The 17,134-nt window shown below is 36.8% G+C and carries 16 protein-coding genes; 10 read left to right on the plus strand and 6 right to left on the minus strand.

The window, feature by feature from the left end:
- Positions 1-249: 249 nt before the first annotated feature.
- Positions 250-2,100 carry a transglycosylase domain-containing protein gene (locus tag ACFSUL_RS07810; RefSeq protein ID WP_377934258.1) on the minus strand — a complete coding sequence of 617 codons (1,851 nt, stop codon included), beginning with the start codon at positions 2,098-2,100 and terminating at the stop codon, positions 250-252.
- Between the two features lie 440 nt (positions 2,101-2,540).
- Here ACFSUL_RS07810 and kapD point away from each other — a divergent pair, with 440 nt between their 5' ends.
- A complete protein-coding gene (gene kapD, locus ACFSUL_RS07815) occupies positions 2,541-3,158 on the plus strand; it encodes a 3'-5' exonuclease KapD (protein WP_377934260.1) in 618 nt (205 codons plus the stop codon).
- Positions 3,159-3,525: 367 nt separating this feature from the next.
- Here kapD and ACFSUL_RS07820 read toward each other — a convergent pair whose 3' ends face one another.
- Positions 3,526-3,930: a kinase-associated lipoprotein B gene (locus tag ACFSUL_RS07820; protein WP_377934262.1), complete on the minus strand. Its 405-nt coding sequence runs from the start codon at positions 3,928-3,930 to the stop codon at positions 3,526-3,528.
- A 134-nt stretch (positions 3,931-4,064) separates the two neighbouring features.
- On the opposite strand from ACFSUL_RS07820, the gene ACFSUL_RS07825 reads away from it, so the two are divergent.
- The 3 genes from ACFSUL_RS07825 to ACFSUL_RS07835 all read left to right on the plus strand — a co-directional run bounded on the left by ACFSUL_RS07825 (position 4,065) and on the right by ACFSUL_RS07835 (position 6,052).
- Positions 4,065-4,751: a peptidylprolyl isomerase gene (locus ACFSUL_RS07825; RefSeq protein ID WP_377934264.1), complete on the plus strand. Its 687-nt coding sequence runs from the start codon at positions 4,065-4,067 to the stop codon at positions 4,749-4,751.
- 312 nt (positions 4,752-5,063) lie between these two features.
- Positions 5,064-5,273, plus strand: a complete 210-nt coding sequence (locus ACFSUL_RS07830) for a hypothetical protein (protein ID WP_377934266.1) — start codon at positions 5,064-5,066, stop codon at positions 5,271-5,273.
- A gap of 245 nt (positions 5,274-5,518) precedes the next feature.
- Positions 5,519-6,052, plus strand: a complete 534-nt coding sequence (locus tag ACFSUL_RS07835; RefSeq protein ID WP_377934268.1) for a superoxide dismutase family protein — start codon at positions 5,519-5,521, stop codon at positions 6,050-6,052.
- 256 nt (positions 6,053-6,308) lie between these two features.
- Here the strand turns inward: ACFSUL_RS07835 and ACFSUL_RS07840 are convergent, their stop codons facing one another.
- A complete protein-coding gene (locus ACFSUL_RS07840; protein WP_377934270.1) occupies positions 6,309-7,472 on the minus strand; it encodes a MalY/PatB family protein in 1,164 nt (387 codons plus the stop codon).
- Between the two features lie 185 nt (positions 7,473-7,657).
- Between ACFSUL_RS07840 and ACFSUL_RS07845 the strand changes: the two genes are divergently transcribed.
- Positions 7,658-7,918, plus strand: a complete 261-nt coding sequence (locus ACFSUL_RS07845) for a DUF1871 family protein (RefSeq protein ID WP_377934272.1) — start codon at positions 7,658-7,660, stop codon at positions 7,916-7,918.
- 62 nt (positions 7,919-7,980) lie between these two features.
- Here ACFSUL_RS07845 and ACFSUL_RS07850 read toward each other — a convergent pair whose 3' ends face one another.
- Positions 7,981-8,880: an alpha/beta fold hydrolase gene (locus ACFSUL_RS07850; RefSeq protein ID WP_377934274.1), complete on the minus strand. Its 900-nt coding sequence runs from the start codon at positions 8,878-8,880 to the stop codon at positions 7,981-7,983.
- A 471-nt stretch (positions 8,881-9,351) separates the two neighbouring features.
- On the opposite strand from ACFSUL_RS07850, the gene ACFSUL_RS07855 reads away from it, so the two are divergent.
- Both ACFSUL_RS07855 and ACFSUL_RS07860 read left to right on the plus strand, forming a co-directional pair.
- Positions 9,352-9,852, plus strand: coding sequence for an Lrp/AsnC family transcriptional regulator (locus tag ACFSUL_RS07855; protein WP_071410925.1), 501 nt, complete (start codon positions 9,352-9,354; stop codon positions 9,850-9,852).
- Entirely contained in the window at positions 9,849-11,018 is a 1,170-nt protein-coding gene (locus ACFSUL_RS07860) for an aminotransferase (protein ID WP_377934276.1), read from the plus strand. Before ACFSUL_RS07855 ends, ACFSUL_RS07860 begins: the two co-directional genes overlap by 4 nt.
- Before the next feature lie 232 nt (positions 11,019-11,250).
- On the opposite strand, the gene ACFSUL_RS07865 is transcribed toward ACFSUL_RS07860, so the two are convergent.
- Complete coding sequence (locus ACFSUL_RS07865; protein ID WP_377934277.1) at positions 11,251-12,579, minus strand: sodium-dependent transporter; 1,329 nt, start codon at positions 12,577-12,579, stop codon at positions 11,251-11,253.
- Between the two features lie 343 nt (positions 12,580-12,922).
- Between ACFSUL_RS07865 and ACFSUL_RS07870 the strand changes: the two genes are divergently transcribed.
- The 3 genes from ACFSUL_RS07870 (at position 12,923) to yugI (ending at position 15,371) form a co-directional block, all read left to right on the plus strand.
- Positions 12,923-13,480 carry an RNA polymerase sigma factor gene (locus tag ACFSUL_RS07870; protein WP_377934279.1) on the plus strand — a complete coding sequence of 186 codons (558 nt, stop codon included), beginning with the start codon at positions 12,923-12,925 and terminating at the stop codon, positions 13,478-13,480.
- Positions 13,473-14,732: a hypothetical protein gene (locus ACFSUL_RS07875; protein WP_377934281.1), complete on the plus strand. Its 1,260-nt coding sequence runs from the start codon at positions 13,473-13,475 to the stop codon at positions 14,730-14,732. The genes ACFSUL_RS07870 and ACFSUL_RS07875 overlap by 8 nt, the downstream gene beginning before the upstream one ends.
- A gap of 234 nt (positions 14,733-14,966) precedes the next feature.
- Positions 14,967-15,371 carry a S1 domain-containing post-transcriptional regulator GSP13 gene (yugI, locus tag ACFSUL_RS07880; RefSeq protein ID WP_377934283.1) on the plus strand — a complete coding sequence of 135 codons (405 nt, stop codon included), beginning with the start codon at positions 14,967-14,969 and terminating at the stop codon, positions 15,369-15,371.
- Positions 15,372-15,545: 174 nt separating this feature from the next.
- Here the strand turns inward: yugI and ACFSUL_RS07885 are convergent, their stop codons facing one another.
- Entirely contained in the window at positions 15,546-16,958 is a 1,413-nt protein-coding gene (locus ACFSUL_RS07885; RefSeq protein WP_377934285.1) for a sigma-54 interaction domain-containing protein, read from the minus strand.
- Positions 16,959-17,134 lie beyond the last annotated feature (176 nt).

A 17,134-nucleotide genomic window follows, 5' to 3' on the forward strand; every position in this document is an offset into this window, starting at 1 on the left:
TTTCTTTGTCCAGTTCCAGCGGCTAGCTGGCTGTGAAAAAGATGAATCGCCTCTAAAGGCAAAAAGCGCCTTTTGAGGCAATTCCCTATTTTCTTCGCAAGCTGAACAAGCCGCTTCCACTTTTCTTTGTCCAGTTTCAGCGGCTAGCTCCTCGAGGTCATAAGCCAAGAATCCCAAAAAGGCAAAAAGCGCCTTTCCAGGATTCTTGGCTTATGCTTTTTGGAGCTGAACAAGCCGCTTCCACTTTTCTTATCGCATAATTTGTTTCCATATATTGTGGCTTGGGCGAAGTCTTTCGATGTTGCTCATGTTTTTGGGAGTGTCGTGTCCAACCCAAACTCCTGTGGTGTATTGGTTTGTTAGTCCCATCACCCAATAGTCATTATAGTTATTAGTCGTACCGGTTTTAATTCCTACGTATGGTTTTGCTACATTAGCCCATCTACCTGTACCTGATTGAGCTGCTGTAGATAGCATGGTACGTATTTTAGATGTTGTATCTTTAGACCATACCGTTATAGGTTTTTTATCCCATTTATACAAAATGTTTCCTTTTGAGTCTGTTATTTTACGTATCGCATGACTTTTTGTATAAGTGCCATCTACAAAAGAAGTGTAGGCATCTGTCAGTTCGAGAGGAGACATTCCATAAGTAAATCCTCCCACTGCTGCTGCATACGTATGGTCTTTTTTCGTTACCTTTTGAAAGGAAAAAGCGGAAAGACTCTTGAATGCAGTATCTATTCCAGTCTTCTCTAACAACCTTACTGCCGGTGTATTATACGAATGTGCTAAAGCTTGATTCAATGTCACCATACCGGGCTGTGCACCACCATAATTGACAGGGCAATAGCTTTCAATACAATACGTATTAGCGTTTACCTTTGCATAAATAGAGGATTTGTATTTTTTTAAGTATGGCCCATAAACGAGTAGCGGTTTAATAACGGACCCAGGTTGTCTAAATGCTTGGAAACTATGGTGAAAATTATATTTTTTGTAGTTTTTTCCGCCAGTAATGCTGACAATATTTCTTGTTTTATTATCGATTGTTACACTCGCTCCTTCTAATCCATCATAGGTGAGCTCAGAGTTCAAGGCATTAACGCTCTTTTGTTGAAGGTCTCGATTAAGAGCTGTATGGATAGTTACTCCGGAACGAATTACTTCTTCGACTCGTTTATTTAACTTTTGTACAATTTTCTCTGTTTCTTGTTTCGATTTCGCTTTCTTTAATTGGACAGCATAGCCTTCGCTTACTGCAATCAAGTCTTTTAGTTCCTCTTCTACATAAAAAGCATAGTCAGGGTAAGCATCAATTTTCTTTCTGACGTTCAACTTAATTGAAACCTTTTTTAACTTGTTCCCTTCTTCTTTTGAAAGCTTATCATTGTTTACGAGAATATCAATTAGTCGTTCTTGACGTATTTTTGTTTGATCAAAGTGATCTATTGGATCGTATTTTCCCGGGTTATTTGGGATAGAAGCAAGGAAAGTTAATTCTGCTTTATTCAAATCCCCGATACTTTTTTGAAAATAATATTGAGAAGCCGTTTCTATACCATAAACACCATTACTAAAATAAATGACATTAAGGTAAAGCTCCAGTATCTCATCTTTCGTTAATGACTTTTCAATTTCGTGAGCGTAAAATAGCTCGGTAAGTTTCCTGTTATATGTCTTTTCTTGACCAAGGTATAAGTTACGAGCAAGCTGTTGAGTAATTGTACTTCCACCTTGTTGTAAATGGGTGAAAACAAGATTTTTAACTAAAGCACGTAAAATTGCACCTGCATCAAAACCAACATGTTCATAGAAGTGCTGATCTTCAGAGGCTATAAGCACATCTTTTAGGTATGAAGGTATTTCTTCGTCATGAACATATAAGCGGAAGGGGCGATTGACTTCGGAAAATACCTTTCCATTAGCATCTAATAATAGGCTTGTTTTATTAATTTGTAGCTGATCTGCACTCACCGTTTCTTCTAGTACCTTATGGAAACTATGAGCTTTATTTATTTCTTCACTCGCCAGCAGCACTACCGTGAAGAATATTCCCACGAATGTTGTAACAACAAAGTACCCTGCAAAGGATCTCATAATTTTTCACTCTACTTTTCTAGTAATGTTCCTTTAAATAACGATAGTTTTCTGAATTTCTCATACTTTACAATGATAATCCAAAAGCACCCAAGAATAAAGAACCAGTTATATAGAAAACAAAGGAAATTTTAGTAAACCTAGGTACAAAGCTGTTACATAAGAGGATGACAACATTTCCTAAAAGCAATGTTCCATTTCCCACAAAAAACAAACTTTACGAAAACAACCTTCCGAATAAAAATGTTACTTTCTAGAATTTAGGTATCGTTAGTGAAAAATTCTATTATAAAAGTGGCGAAAAATTTTAATTGTCATAATTTTTTTATCAGTAATGGTATAATATAGAATATGGAAAGAACGTTATGGATCCAACAAGGTTTACTAAAAATATTTAGAATAGCGGGGAAAAAAGAGAATGAAGAAGGAGTGAAAAGGACGTGAAAGAAAAGCAGCTTGTTTTTATTGATTTTGAGTTTTCAATGCCAGAACGCTATAAATACCCCCGCGGCTTTTTCCCTGAAATTATTGAAGCTGGAGTTGTTGTTACAATGGACGGTGAAATTGTAGAGCAATACTCAACTTATGTAAAACCAACAGCTTTTCCAAAACTAACACATCGCTGCAAGAAATTTTTATCCATCACCCAAGAAAATGTTGACAATGGTATAACCTTTCAAAGTTTAGTAAACTATTTTTCTCTTTTAAATGCAAAAGGGATAGACAAGGTTGTAACATGGGGAAACATGGATATGAAAGTGTTAAGGGATAACTGCGCGAAAACAAAAATAGAATTTCCTTTTGAAGCGAAATTTATTGATTTATCAATGGAATACAAACGTTTTTTTGGAGACAGGAACCAAACAGGTTTGTGGAAAGCTGTTCAAGAGTATGGTAGAGAAGGTGTAGGAAAGCACCATAAGGCATTAGATGATGCACTCACAACCCTTCATATCTACAAACTTGTTGAAAAAGACAAAAAATACCTAGAAAAAGCAAAACCACCAACCATTGGTGACAGAATCGACTTATCCAAGATTTATAACCAACTAGCATAATAGAAAAGCGAAGGCGGCTCGATCAGCTCGCGAAGAAAATAGGGGTTTCCCTCAAGAAGGCGCATTTTGCCTTTTGAGGGAAATCATCTTTTTCACAGCGAGCTAGCCGCAGGAGCTGGACAAAGAAAAGCGGAGGCGGGCTAAGGTTAGGGTGAGCTACACATTTATTCAAGAGGCAAAGGGGGCTATCCTCCACGCTAATTCTTAAAAAAGGCCTACCCACACTGCTAATTACTCCGCGGTGTCAGTCTCCAGCCAACAAAGCATTTCGATAAGAAGGGAAAGTAAATCATTTACTTCTTAACTAGAGAAGGGGAGAGACCCCGTCTGCATTTTACAAAGATAACGTATAAATTTGTTTAAACGTTTAACCTTCCATCTCTAACCCATACATCAACTCATATTCCTTTTTTAACGATTCTAGATTTTTTAAGCTTTTTTGAGCAAAATCGGAATCATCTTTTTGGAGATCTTGTTTTAAATGTTGAAAAGCTTTGATAAGAGAATCATTGTAGATTGGAATTTCTCCGTCAAAAGGTTTCACCATTTTTTCTGGAATATTAGCTTGTTCTCTAAAGGCAAGTGCTTTACGTTCTTGAAACAGCTGCACATCTGCCTGGTTAGGGTTATGTAGATCACCTTGTCGAGGGTGCTTTAAAACAGCTAATATCTTCACAACATACACACCAGGTCGCTCATTCGTGATTTCTCCGATATATTTTCCTGTTTTATAAATAGCTGTGACTAAATCTCCTGGCTGAAAATTTGGCATAAAAACCCCTCCTATAAAACGTATAAGTTTATTATAATGGAAAAGAACTAGAAAAAATAGAAAAGTGAAAATGGCTTGTCGCTGCAACTAGACAAACCAGTCAATGTAGTAAAGTTAACATGTGGAGGTAGAAAATGAAACGTTTACTTATTATTTTATTAGGTTTAACAGTGATCGCTCTTGCGGCATGTGGACAAGGAGAAAAAAAAGAAGAGAAGAAAGAAGCTACAAGTAGTTTTCCACAGCTTACGAATGAAATAGGGGAAAAGGAAAAAGCGGTAGAGATGAAGACAAATATGGGGACCATTAAAATCAAACTTTTTCCTGAACAAGCCCCAAAAGCGGTGGAAAACTTTTTAACTCACAGTAAAGAAGGTTATTACAACGGGTTGAAATTTCACCGAGTCATTAATGATTTTATGATTCAAGGTGGAGATCCCGAGGGTACTGGAATGGGTGGAGAAAGTATATGGGGAGAACCATTCGAAGACGAATTCTCCGATGAATTGTATAATCTTCGCGGTGCATTATCTATGGCAAACTCCGGACCCGATACGAATGGAAGTCAATTTTTTATTGTACAAAACAGTTCTGTAGACCCTGAACTAGAAGAACAAATGAAAAACTCTGATTTTCCTGATGATATTATTAAAGCCTATATGGAAAGAGGCGGTACACCATGGCTTGATGGGAAACACACGGTATTTGGACAAGTTATCGAAGGAATGGATGTTGTGGATAAAATAGCATCGGTTGAAACAGGTGATGGTGATATACCTGTTGAAGATGTCATTATTGAAAAAATAAATGTGATTGAGTAGGTGGAAAGAAGTGTTCTGGGGATTTTGCCTAGACACTTCTTTTCTTTGTTCAGTGGCCCCTGCCCAATCCGCCTCCAATTTTTGTTGTCCAGTTTCAGCGACTTGCCCCTCGAGGTCATAGGGCAAGCATCCCCCCAAAAAGGCAAAGGGCGTCTTCCCGAGGTAAAGCCCTATTTCTTCGCGATCTATTCAATCCGCTTCTGCTTTTCTTCTTGTTCATAAAATCGTTAAACTCCTTTGAGACTTCAAATGGTGTCTAGCAATGGAAATTGTTATAATAGAATTGAATTAGCTTTCTGAAAGGAGCTTACGATGCTTACTTCTTTTGTATTAAATTTATTTTTGTATTTTCCGGAAGATAAATCTGAATATATACCAGCAGTAATTACGATGGTCATCTTTTTTGGCGCGGCAGTATTATTTTTCTTCTTCATCAAAAAGATTGCTCGTAAAGAAGAATTAAAAACAAAAGAGTTGATAGACCAAAAAACAAGAGAAGAGGAAACTTCTAATAATAGATAACTTCTAAAAGGACAAGCAATTGTTCTTTTTTTATTGCCTCTGCCCAATCCGCTTCCTTTTTTGTTGCCTAGTTCCAGTGGCTAGCCCCTCAAGGTCATAAGATAAGCATCCCAAAAAGGAAAAAAGCATCTTTCTGGTATGCTCACTTTATGCTTGTTTGAGCCGCTGCTACTTTTCGATATTATGAATATTTTCTCTTTTCCTCGTCCAAAATGGGTACTAATATGGATTTTTGGAGGAAGAAAATGAAAAGGAAAACTCTTATATATATGTCATTGGTAGTATTTCTGATTCAAGGCTGTGCAATTGAAAATCCGAAAAAGACAGAGGTTGATATGAAAAATGATATCGGTGACTCTTTAGGAAGTATTACATTGCAACAGCAGGCAAGCGGAGTAGAGTTAGATATTAACTTAGAAGGACTACCTGCAGGAGAACATGCTATTCATATCCATGAAAAAGGAAAATGTGAGCCACCCGATTTTTCTTCTGCAGGTAATCATTTTAATCCAGAAGATAAAAAACATGGCTTGCTTCATCCGGAAGGAGCGCACGCTGGAGACCTTCCTAATCTCATTGTAAAAGAAGACGGTGCTGCAAAGGTAAAGCTCATGGCACCACTCGTCTCCATGGAAAGGGGAAAAACATCTTTATTTACAAAAGAAGGAACTTCCATTGTTATACATGAGGAAAAAGATGATGGTATGTCGCAGCCTGTCGGAGAAGCAGGAAAGAGAATTGCATGTGGGGAGATTACTGCTAAAAAGAAAAGAGAATAGTGTTTTAACTTATGGCTCAGTTCTCATAGAGTGTTGTTTTCGTTTGTGAATTTTGCCCGTAGCGGAAATCGACTCAGTAGGTACAACTTGGTTTTCCGTTAAAGAGCAACAATCTTCATGCAAACAGCCTAAGTTATAGTCGGCAACTTTTGAAATTAGGAAAAGGTTTTTTTAATAACTACTCTAAGACAGAAGGTTGTAAAAAAGACTGGCATGGACTTTTAAAGTCCATGCCAGTCTTTTGATGTATAAATACTTAGCTAAGTGCTGTTTTTAAGCGTTCAAGTCCTTCAAGCAATGTGTCTCGAGGACAGGCAATATTCATGCGCACAAATCCTTCTCCACCAGCACCATATTTTGTTCCAGGTTCAAGTGCAAGCTTTCCTTTTTGTAGAAGAGCTTTTTTTAATTCTTCATCATTTAGCCCAAGTTCCTTGCAGTCAATCCAAATGAGATATGTTCCATGAGGATCCACAACTTTTACTGAGGGTAGTTGTTCTGTAATAAATTCATTTACTATGTTTATGTTTTCTTTCAGATAGGAAAGTAGGTTTTCAAGCCATTCTTCTCCATGGTTATAGGCTGCTTCCATGCCTTTGATTCCGAAAGTGCTTAATGAAAAGAAACCTTGTTGTTTATGGATTTTTGCTATTTTTTCTCTAATTTTTACATTAGGAATTATCATAGCAGAAGCTTGAAGTCCTGCTAGGTTGAATGTTTTGCTTGGTGCCACACATGTAATGGTCCTTTGTGCATATTTTTCATCTATGGTTGCAAGCGGAATATGAACATGTGGTTGGTAAACCAAGTCAGAATGAATCTCATCTGATAAGATAAAAACATCATGCTTATGGCAAAGCTCACCGATTTTCGTAAGCTCTTCTTTTGTCCAAACTCTGCCGCCAGGGTTATGGGGGTTACAAAGTAAGAAAAGCTTGACACCACTCGCCAGTGATTGTTCAAAAGCAGCGAAATCAATTGAGTAGTGTCCGTTTTCATAAACAAGCTGACAGTTCTCGATAACTCTGTCGTTTTCTTCTACCATGCTGAAGAATGGCGTGTAGACGGGAGATTGTACAAGAACCTTATCGCCTGGGTCTGTGAGCGCTTGAATAGCTGTTGCTATTGCAGGCACTACACCGGGGCTGTATGTTAGCCATTTTGTATGTATTTCCCAGTCATGTCGTTTTTTCATCCAACCCTTTACTGCTTCTGCTGTAGTATCACTTGCAAATGTGTAGCCGAAGATTCCATGTTCTAATCGGCTTTTTAGCGAGTCGATAACTTCTTGAGGAGGTAGGAAGTCCATATCAGCAACCCACATAGGAAGAACTTCCTCTTCACCAAAGATTGTTTTCGTTAAATCCCACTTTACTGAAGATGTTCCTTTTCGATTAACACGTGTTTCAAAACGTTCCATTGCTTTCTCACCCTTTCAAAAATTTTACTATTTCCATCATAAGTGATATTTAGAAAATGGGAAAATATTTGATATATGACAAGCAAGTTATTTTAGTTTATCCTACAAGACGTAAGCTCTTTTTATCCCACATTAACGGAAAAATAAATGGGGTAATAAGTATTTGGACGAGGTGGTAACTCATTATGACTGGTAGAGAAACAAATGAAAAACTATTTGAAACATTGCAGTTATGGGACCCTCTTTCGGCAGGTCCCGATGGATATGATACAGAAATAGCTGATGTTATTGCAGCTGTTCATAAAATAGAGCATCCGAATACACTAGCAAAAGAGATTCAGCGAATATATGAATTTTCATTTGAAGAATGGATTTCGATGGAAAGCTGTTTAACTATTTCTTATAAATTACTTGAAATTAAGGGAAGCGGATCTTGCTCTATATAACGATTTGCACATAAAAATAAGGAATCGGTTATAAGCAGTTTTCAAAAGAATCTCCCAATCAATTACGACAAAATTGTTTGGGAGATTTCTTTGTTATAGGTAGTTTCATTTCGTTTTTTCAATGAGTCTTCCATTTGGTTTTTTATAAAGGAATGGATATATTCTAGAATCTCTTCAGGTTTTTCCTCAGGAACAAGGTGCCCCGTGTCTTCTAGTACTACTAATTTAGAATGTGGCAAGTCTTTAGCTAATCTTTTTCCGATTGATAACGGTACAACTCTATCATGTTTTCCCCATATAAGGAGGCAAGGGGTTTGAATATTGTTCAATTCCTGCATTGATAAGTCACCTTCCCGATCACGTATCATTCTCGTTAGCGCTTTGAATATATCATCATCGAGGAAGGGCTGTAGATACCCAAACATCATTTCATCATCAATCATAGCAGCGTCATGAACGACATTCTCCAAGTTTTTACGAAGTCCAGATCGTTTAAGATATAGTTTTACATACCAATGAAAGAATGGAATATAGCTTAAAAGCGAAATCGGCTTATTCATTCTTTTTAAGTAGCCGGAGCTGCAAAGTAAAATTCCCTTTTTAGCAAGGGATGGTTTTTTCTTCATTACGTTAAGAGCAATTTGTCCGCCCATTGAGTGTCCAGTTAAATAGATGTTTTGGATGTTTAGTCGATCAAGAAGATCAATTACTGTTTTTGCTAAATTATCGTAGGAATAGATAAATCTAGTTGATTTAGCACTGTTTCCAAATGGAGGGAGATCAATAGAAAGAACATTATAATCTTCTTTTAGTAAAGGTGTTAACCGCCTAAAACTAAAGGTGGAGGAAAGAAAACCATGCAGAAGAACGAAAGTTTCCGTTGATTCCGAATGGCGGTGGTATTCATAATAAATATCGACACCATTAATAGTATGCATTTTTCCGTAAGTTTGATTGGCCATCTAAATCACTCCAATGTATTCCTTAATTGTATTCTACCCGGTGATAAGAAAATAACACATGTATTTGTTGATGGAAGTATCCTACATGAATAGCTAGAAAGCAAAGTGATTATTAAAGGCCTTCCGAATGGTTTTTAAGGAAGGCTCTTTTCTCATAGATTGTTGTTTTTGTTTATAAATTCCGTCTGTTGATTTCCGCTATGGAGACTTGCTTTCCTTTCTTCCCGTAGGAGTCAAGTAACCTCCGCCCCAATCAACTCAGTTAGTTAAACTTAGTGTGTAGTTTAAAGGCAACAAACTCTACAAAAACAGCCTGAAGAAATTAGAAGCTACCCTTTTCTATCATTTGAAATAATGATAGCATTTAAGAATGAATTATCTGAATATAGTGACTCGCATTGCTATAGATAATAGGAATTTTTGTGAATTGCCTGTTTTTAAGCAGCTGAAATGGATGATAGGGGGAGTAATATGCAGCTCAGAGACATAGAACTGGAATTGTTGAAGATTTTACAAAAGGATGCTCGATTACCTGTGGGGAGTTTAAGTAGAATGCTTCAAGTAAGTTCAGATGAGATTGAGGAAATGCTTGAAAAACTAGAAAAGAAAAATATTCTTGTGCGGTATAGTTCTATCATTGATTGGTCGAAAGTGGACGGTCATGAAGGTGTTACCGCAATGATTGATGTGAAAGTGACACCTAAAAGGGGGGTTGGCTTTGACGAAGTAGCTCACCGTATTTATCGCTATAAAGAAGTCAAATCTGTTTACCTTATGTCGGGTGCTTATGATTTATCGGTCACAGTCGAAGGGAAGTCAATGAATGAAGTGGCGAGGTTTGTTTCAGAAAAGTTGTCAACATTGGATTCGGTTTTATCAACGACGACCCACTTTCAATTAAAAAAATATAAGCATGATGGTACAATTTTTGGCGATGATCAAGAGGATAGAAGGATTGTGGTTTCCCCATGAAGATGCAGAAAAATAGTTTTATATCTCGTTCTGTTCATAATTTAAAACCATCTGGAATTAGAAAGTTTTTTGATTTAGCGGCTAACATGGAAGGAGTTATTTCCCTAGGGGTAGGGGAACCAGATTTCGTTACTTCTTGGACTGTACGAGAAGCAGCAATTCTTTCTTTGGAACAAGGATATACATCGTATACGGCTAATGCAGGATTAATCGAGTTAAGAGAAAGTATTTCCTCTTATATGAGTAATCGTTATGATGTACAATACAATCCAAAAGAAGAAATTATTGTTACAGTCGGAGCAAGTCAAGCTCTGGATATCGCGTTACGAGCAATTGTCGACCCAGGAGATGAAGTGATTGTCGTAGAACCAAGTTTTGTTTCCTACGTTCCTCTTGTACAATTAGCTGGCGGTGTTGCGGTAACGGTAGAAACAAAGCCTGAAAACGGTTTTAAATTGTTACCAGAAGAGCTGGAAGCAGCCATTACTCCTAAGACTAAAGCAATTCTGCTTTGTTCTCCTAATAACCCAACTGGAACGGTTTTAGGAAAAGCTGACTTACAAGCTCTTGCAAAAGTAGTTCGTGAGCATGATTTAGTAGTGTTGTCAGATGAGATTTATTCGGAGCTTTCCTATGATGAGCAACATGTGTCCATTGCATCTCTTGAAGGAATGAAGGAGAGAACCATTGTAATCAACGGTTTTTCGAAAGGCTTCGCTATGACGGGATGGAGGCTCGGATTTTTATGTGCACCTGCAGACATTACAAATGCGATGTTGAAAATCCATCAATATACGATGATGTGTGCTTCGACACCTGCCCAATATGCAGCGTTAGAAGCATTGGAAAATGGCATGGACGATTTACAAGAAATGAAAAGAAGCTACCGTCATCGTCGTTACTATTTTGTTGATTCATTAAACGAAGCGGGGCTTGAGTGCAAAACACCAGGTGGAGCTTTTTATGCCTTCCCATCGATAAAAAGCACAGGATTAACTTCAGAAGAATTTGCAGAAAAACTATTATTAGAAGAAAAGGTGGCCGTTGTTCCTGGAAATGTTTTCGGAAAGGGAGGGGAAGGGCATATCCGTTGCTCTTATGCTTCTTCTATGGAACAGCTGCAAGAGGCAATCAAACGAATCAAAAGGTTTACACACAACAATTAAAGGTCCGTCCTTCATCACGTTAAATCGGTGAGGGACGGACCTTTAATAAAAGAAGGCAAAAAAATAGGACGATAAAAATCGTCCAAAAATGAAAACAAAAGGGGGAATACTTAGAAAGCTTAGTTATAGTATCGCCCCTTTTTAGCTTTTTATACATGAAAATATATATTTTATTTAAAGGTCCGTCCCAGACCACGTTAATACGTTAGCGTAGTGAGGGACGGACCTTTACTTATGAGATGAAGACGAGCAGTATTGCGATTGGCACTATAAATCTTAAAATAAAGATCCAGGTATTGAAAAGACCTACTGACATTGTTGAGCCGGATTGAATCTCGCTCCAAACATCTTGTTTTTTTAATCGGTAGGATACAAATAAACTGATTAAAAGTGCTCCGATCGGCATTCCAAAGTTACTTGTAATAAAATCTGCAAAATCAAAGATAGATTTATCTAGAATACGTATATGGTCTAATACACCGAACGAAAGGGCGCTAGGGATCCCAACGAGAAAGGCGAGCATACCTGCAAGCCATGAAAAGGAAAGCCGTTTTTGGGAATTGTTCTTAGCAAGAACGGCCACGCAAATTTCCAAAATGGAAAACGCAGAAGTCAGCGTTGCAAATAAAAGTAAGATTAAAAAAATGGAAAGAAAGAATCCTCCAAATGCCATTTCATTAAATACGGCAGGTAAAACGACAAATACAAGTCCTGGTCCGGCATCAGGTTGAAACCCAAGTGCAAAGACTGCTGGGAAAATAACCAGTCCAGCGAGTAGTGAAATAAAAATGTTTAAACCTGACACGCTTAATGCGGAATAAGGCATGCTATCTGTTTTTGACAAATAGGAGGCGTATGTAACCATAATAGAAATCCCGACACTCAAAGCGAAAAAGGCTTGTCCTAACGCTACAAGTGCTGTCTTACCATTTAAATAATCCCAGTCAGGCATTAGCAAAAAGCGAACGCCTTCCATCGCACCTTCCAACGATAAAGAGCGGATGACCAATACAATGAATATAATAAATAATGCAGGCATCATAAAACGACTTGCCCGTTCAATTCCTTTTTGAACTCCACCTTGTACAACCATTATTGTTAATACCATGAAGAGGAATTGAGCTCCAATTACCTCGAGGGGATTAGAGATAATGTCCTCAAATAAGGCACTGTAACCCGCCTGTGTTTTCCCTGTTAAAGCTCCAGTTAGGCTTCGAAATAAATAAGAAAGAATCCAGCCTCCTACAACACTATAAAAAGAAAGAATAATAAATGCTACTAGTGTTCCTAAGTAACCAATCCAATGCCAAGCTGATCGGGGAGCAAGTTTTTTATAACTCGTCACTGCATCCGCTTGACCTCTTCGTCCTATCACGAACTCCGCAAGTAGAATCGGAGCTCCAATCAGAATTGTAAACACTATAAAAAGAAAGAAGAACACTCCTCCTCCATTTGTTCCAGCCATATATGGGAACTTCCATATAGCGCCAATTCCGATAGCTGATCCAGCTGCTGCGAGGATAAAGCCAATCTTAGATGTCCATTGTTCCTTTTTTGCCATTCTTGAACTCCTTTCAACTGTATACCAAAACATTACCAAACATTCCCCCAACCTTATGCGTTAAAAAGCCGGAGAAGCAAAAGGGGATTGGAAAAATTCTGGTAATAGATGATTCAATTTTTTAAACGATTTTACAATGTTACTATGATTTCAACATAGTGTACAGGTGATTTTAAAATTTTCACCATATATTTAAAATTGGAATTTATTCACGGCCATGAAGCAATTAGAATAAAACCTTCGTTTCATAGATGAAAGTAGAACTAATCAATGAGAGACTAACTACAGAAATATGAAAAGTTCCAGTACCCTTAGCTTCTGGAACTAGACAAGGGGGACCGTCATGGAAGAATACCACTTAATAGATGAGGCAAAAAAGGGGGATTTAGGCGCATACAGAGATCTAATCGAGCAATACTCTCCAGTTGTTGAAAGGTTTGCGTACCAAATGGGAATCCCCATGCATGATATACAAGATATTTCTCAAGAAGTCTTTATAAGGGTATATCGATTTTTAAATCAATTTTCTCATGCGAAATTTACAACCTGGCTTTATAAAATTACTTTAAATGTTTCGAGAGATTTTGCACGTAAAGAAACAAAGCAAAAGAAAAAGATAGAAAAAATCCAAAAGGAACTTTATGAAAATTCTTCCCTTCCTCATGAAAAAATATTTAGAGAAGAGGAAGATAGGGTGCTTCATGAATGCATCCAAATGCTCGATGATAAATACCAACTGCCGATTATTCTTTTTTACTTTCATGATAAGAAGTATGAGGAAATAGCCGAAATTCTCTCTTTAAATCTATCTACTGTAAAAACTCGTTTACTAAGAGGCAAAGGTATATTAAAGAAAACATTAACAGAAGTGGAGAAAAAGGAGGGGGAATTAAATGGATGATAAAATGCTGGACAAAAGATTGGAACTTCTAAATAAAACATATAAAAAACTTCCAGAGCAAACCGATTCTTTCTCAATTATTCAAGCGATAAAAGAAGAGAATAACCCCAAGAAAAAGAAACGTCCTATTTTTCACTGGCCATATGTTGCAAGTTTTATTGGAGTGCTGTTAATCGCTTCTGTTTTAACCCTTCAGTTTACAATCGGTGGTGACAATCAATCAGGAGAAACGAAAGAAACGGAACAACAAAGCAGAGAACAAGCGTTATTTAATGGAATAAAGGAAGCGGAAAGTTTTTATGAGTTACGAACAACCCAAGCGGCAGGAAGGCTAGGGTTCACAGAAAAGACTTTTAATAAAACTGTGATGGCACAAGAGGCTAAAAGGGAATTAATTTATATAAAAAGTTTACCTAAACGTGACGGATCACTTGAAAAAAGGTTAGAAATATTAACAAATGCAAAGGACAGATTGGCTGAATCACTCCGAACTCCAGATATGATGATGCTTAACTTTGAAAAAAATATGAAGGAGGAAGAGGTAAGCATATGGACTGAAACATTTGTTGAAAAACAGAGAAGTATCTTGCCGTTAGCTGAAGAAGAATTACTTAAGTATAAAGGTCAATGGGAAAAGCATGTGAAGGATGGGAAATTAAATATTTATGAGTTCGGTTCTGGGGATGAAGTTTATTCTCGGGAAATGCGGAGACTTGTTGAAGGTTTAACTTCGAACGCAATTAGATTAAGTTATAGTGAAAAGGAAGATAAAATCATTACTTCTTTTGATTTTGAGTTTTTTCATATGATGATAGAAGGTAAGTTACCAGAAGAATATAGCCTGTTTATAAATGCTAAACTCTCACCAGTCATTCATGCTGGAGAAATAGCCACTTCATGGAAAGATGCGGCTAGAAGGTTAATGGAATATGACACAATGCTACAAACATTCAAGGATTCCTCAAAATTCCGTAGCGAAGTGAAAATAGAATATGACCGGTTATATCAATTTTTTGTTATCGGAACTGTAAGTCAATCGATTTTTGATGAATCCAAGATTTTAAAAAACGATGTAAAAGAAGCTTACGAGTATTTAATTACTACGTATCCTGAGTTTGAAACAACAAAATCAATTAAAGAAGTGTACGCAGAACTGAATGCTAATAATTTTCAAAAGCCTCCAAGATGGATACAACCGACACCAGTAGTTTTGCAGAATGAATGGAAAGAGAAGCTTAGTCAAGCCGACTAAATAGTAAGATAGTGTCTGGAAAGTTTATACATGCCAATCTAATAACGTTTTAATACTTTTGCTCAGGGGAAACATACTAGTATATAGAATAGCATTAAATTTACCAAAAACTGCATAAAAATAGGGGAAGATGAGATTTAAGGTTAAATTCTTTTTTGAAAAAATGCATGTTTTAAGGTATAATATTTAATTGCGTGAAAAAGAGAAAAAATATATATACTAGGAGTTGTTTCCATGACTACAAAATACGAAACAGGAAGCGTTGTTACAGGTAAAGTAACAGGCATTCAACCATACGGAGCATTCGTTGCACTTGATGAAGAAACACAAGGATTAGTTCATATCTCTGAAATTACACACGGATTTGTGAAAGATGTTAGTGAACATCTTTCTGTTGGTGATGAAGTACAAGTAAAAGTATTATCTGTTGATGAAAATGCAGGTAAAATTAGCCTTTCTATTCGTGCTACACAAGAAGCACCAGCACGTGAAGAAAAGCCAGCTGCTGCTAAAAAACCTCGTCGTCAAGGCAGTGTGAAGCCTGCGGCAGAAGAGACTCCTTCTGGTTTCAATACATTAAAAGATAAATTAGAAGAGTGGATCCAACAGTCTGAACGTGAAGATTTAATCAAGAAATAATAGTACTAAAAAGAGTTGAGTGGGAATTCCTACTCAACTCTTTTTTTTCAGTACTAGCAGCTAATTACTAGAACCTTTCGATTTTATGAAGGAAATTGTGATTACACGTATAAAATAAAAACTCACCGATAAATTTGTCAACTCGCCCTAATTAATTAAACACCCCGATTTTTATTAAAATTTATTCCGTTCAATTCCATACTTCCGAATCCGGTATTGCAAATTTTGTCTACTCATACTGAGTGCTTTTGCGGTTTTCGTTATATTAAAATCATGATGTCTTAGTGCTTTTTGAATATAGTAAGTTTCTGCTTCTTCCATAAATATTTCTAGCGGTTTAATATCAGCCCCACCTTGGAATAAGAAATCTGTACCTTCCCGGTCAGAGTCCGTTCCCTGTGTATCTCCTCCATCACTCTTTTGACGGAATTGAATTGGAAGGTGATTGAAATCAATTAGCTCTTCAAACTCCATAAGATTAAAGGAAGCTTCTAATACATGTTCGAGCTCCCGTACATTTCCTGGCCAATCGTAGTTATCAAACATTTCTTTTACCTCTGATGTTATACCTTTAATATTCATAGCAAAAAGATGATTGAATTGATCAATAAAAAAGCGGGTCAATTCTTCAATATCCTGTTTTCTTTCGCGCAAAGGGGGGAGAAAAATAGAGACAACACTCAGACGATAGTATAAATCTTTACGAAGACGTCCATTTGCAATAGCATCAATTGGATCTTCATTTATGGTTGCTATGATGCGGACACCGCTATCTTTGTCAGTGGTATTACTGCTTTTTTGGACTGATTGTTCCTGAAGAACTTGCAAAAGCTTTGCTTGAAGAGACATATTCAACGAACTTATTTCATCTAATAACAATGTGCCTCCTTCTGCTTGGTCAAAAAGACTAGGGTGTTCTACTGATTCTGTAAAAGTACTCTTTTTTGTTCCAAACAACATACTCTCGATTAGCTCATCAGGTAGTGCTGCGCAATTTTGAGAAATAAAAGGTTGGGAAGAACGGCTACTACCATTATGAATGCTTTGTGCAAATAACTCTTTTCCCGTGCCTATCTCACCACTAATTAACACGGGTGAGACTGTTCTAGTTGCCCTTTTCGCAGTTTCGACAGCTTCCATCAGTAAAGAATTACTCCCAAGAATGCTGTCGAATGTATAAAGGTTATTATTCCGTTTATGTAAATTATCACGAATTACTTTTTCTAACTTTGTAATGTCTTTCGCTATTTCTATTGCTCCAAGAAGTTGGTCTCCATGAAAGATTGGAAATGTATTGTTTAGTGTCGTAATTTCATTGCCTCTGTTATTAAAGTAAGTCTGTTTTACATTTAGTGTTGGCACTTTCGTTTTTATCACTTGAAGAAGCGTACTATCTTCTTCTGTATTAAATTGAAAAACATCAAGTAAATTTTTATCTAAGACATCATCAATTTCCATGTTTTCAATTTCCATCATTTTTTGATTGTAAATAATTGTTTTTCCTTGTGAATCAATAACGTGAATACCAGAATCTAAGTGTTCAGCGACTTTCTCGAACATAAATAAACGTTTTTCAGAATCTATCATATAACTCTCTCCTTATGAAAATAAAAAATTTTAAAAAAACTCTTGAAAAACGCAATCATCTTTTGCATTATTATAAGTGTAAGGGTTTTCTAAATGCAAATATTTTTTGCATTTCACTGTTAACCAGCCTCAACGTTTTGAGGATCCATAAAAATCTTTGTTTAAAGGGGGAAATG

This window comes from Bacillus seohaeanensis (assembly GCF_042684945.1).
Lineage (GTDB): Bacteria > Bacillota > Bacilli > Bacillales > Bacillaceae_B > Rossellomorea > Rossellomorea seohaeanensis.

Excerpts from the sequence above, each read along its gene's own strand:
- ACFSUL_RS07810 (WP_377934258.1), bottom strand. The coding sequence starts at position 2,100 with ATGAGATCCTTTGCAGGGTACTTTGTTGTTACAACATTCGTGGGAATA.
- ACFSUL_RS07820 (WP_377934262.1), bottom strand. The coding sequence starts at position 3,930 with ATGCCAAATTTTCAGCCAGGAGATTTAGTCACAGCTATTTATAAAACA.
- ACFSUL_RS07825 (WP_377934264.1), top strand. The coding sequence starts at position 4,065 with ATGAAACGTTTACTTATTATTTTATTAGGTTTAACAGTGATCGCTCTT.
- ACFSUL_RS07830 (WP_377934266.1), top strand. The coding sequence starts at position 5,064 with ATGCTTACTTCTTTTGTATTAAATTTATTTTTGTATTTTCCGGAAGAT.
- ACFSUL_RS07835 (WP_377934268.1), top strand. The coding sequence starts at position 5,519 with ATGAAAAGGAAAACTCTTATATATATGTCATTGGTAGTATTTCTGATT.
- ACFSUL_RS07840 (WP_377934270.1), bottom strand. The coding sequence starts at position 7,472 with ATGGAACGTTTTGAAACACGTGTTAATCGAAAAGGAACATCTTCAGTA.
- ACFSUL_RS07845 (WP_377934272.1), top strand. The coding sequence starts at position 7,658 with ATGACTGGTAGAGAAACAAATGAAAAACTATTTGAAACATTGCAGTTA.
- ACFSUL_RS07850 (WP_377934274.1), bottom strand. The coding sequence starts at position 8,880 with ATGGCCAATCAAACTTACGGAAAAATGCATACTATTAATGGTGTCGAT.
- ACFSUL_RS07855 (WP_071410925.1), top strand. The coding sequence starts at position 9,352 with ATGCAGCTCAGAGACATAGAACTGGAATTGTTGAAGATTTTACAAAAG.
- ACFSUL_RS07860 (WP_377934276.1), top strand. The coding sequence starts at position 9,849 with ATGAAGATGCAGAAAAATAGTTTTATATCTCGTTCTGTTCATAATTTA.
- ACFSUL_RS07865 (WP_377934277.1), bottom strand. The coding sequence starts at position 12,579 with ATGGCAAAAAAGGAACAATGGACATCTAAGATTGGCTTTATCCTCGCA.
- ACFSUL_RS07870 (WP_377934279.1), top strand. The coding sequence starts at position 12,923 with ATGGAAGAATACCACTTAATAGATGAGGCAAAAAAGGGGGATTTAGGC.
- ACFSUL_RS07875 (WP_377934281.1), top strand. The coding sequence starts at position 13,473 with ATGGATGATAAAATGCTGGACAAAAGATTGGAACTTCTAAATAAAACA.
- yugI (WP_377934283.1), top strand. The coding sequence starts at position 14,967 with ATGACTACAAAATACGAAACAGGAAGCGTTGTTACAGGTAAAGTAACA.
- ACFSUL_RS07885 (WP_377934285.1), bottom strand. The coding sequence starts at position 16,958 with ATGATAGATTCTGAAAAACGTTTATTTATGTTCGAGAAAGTCGCTGAA.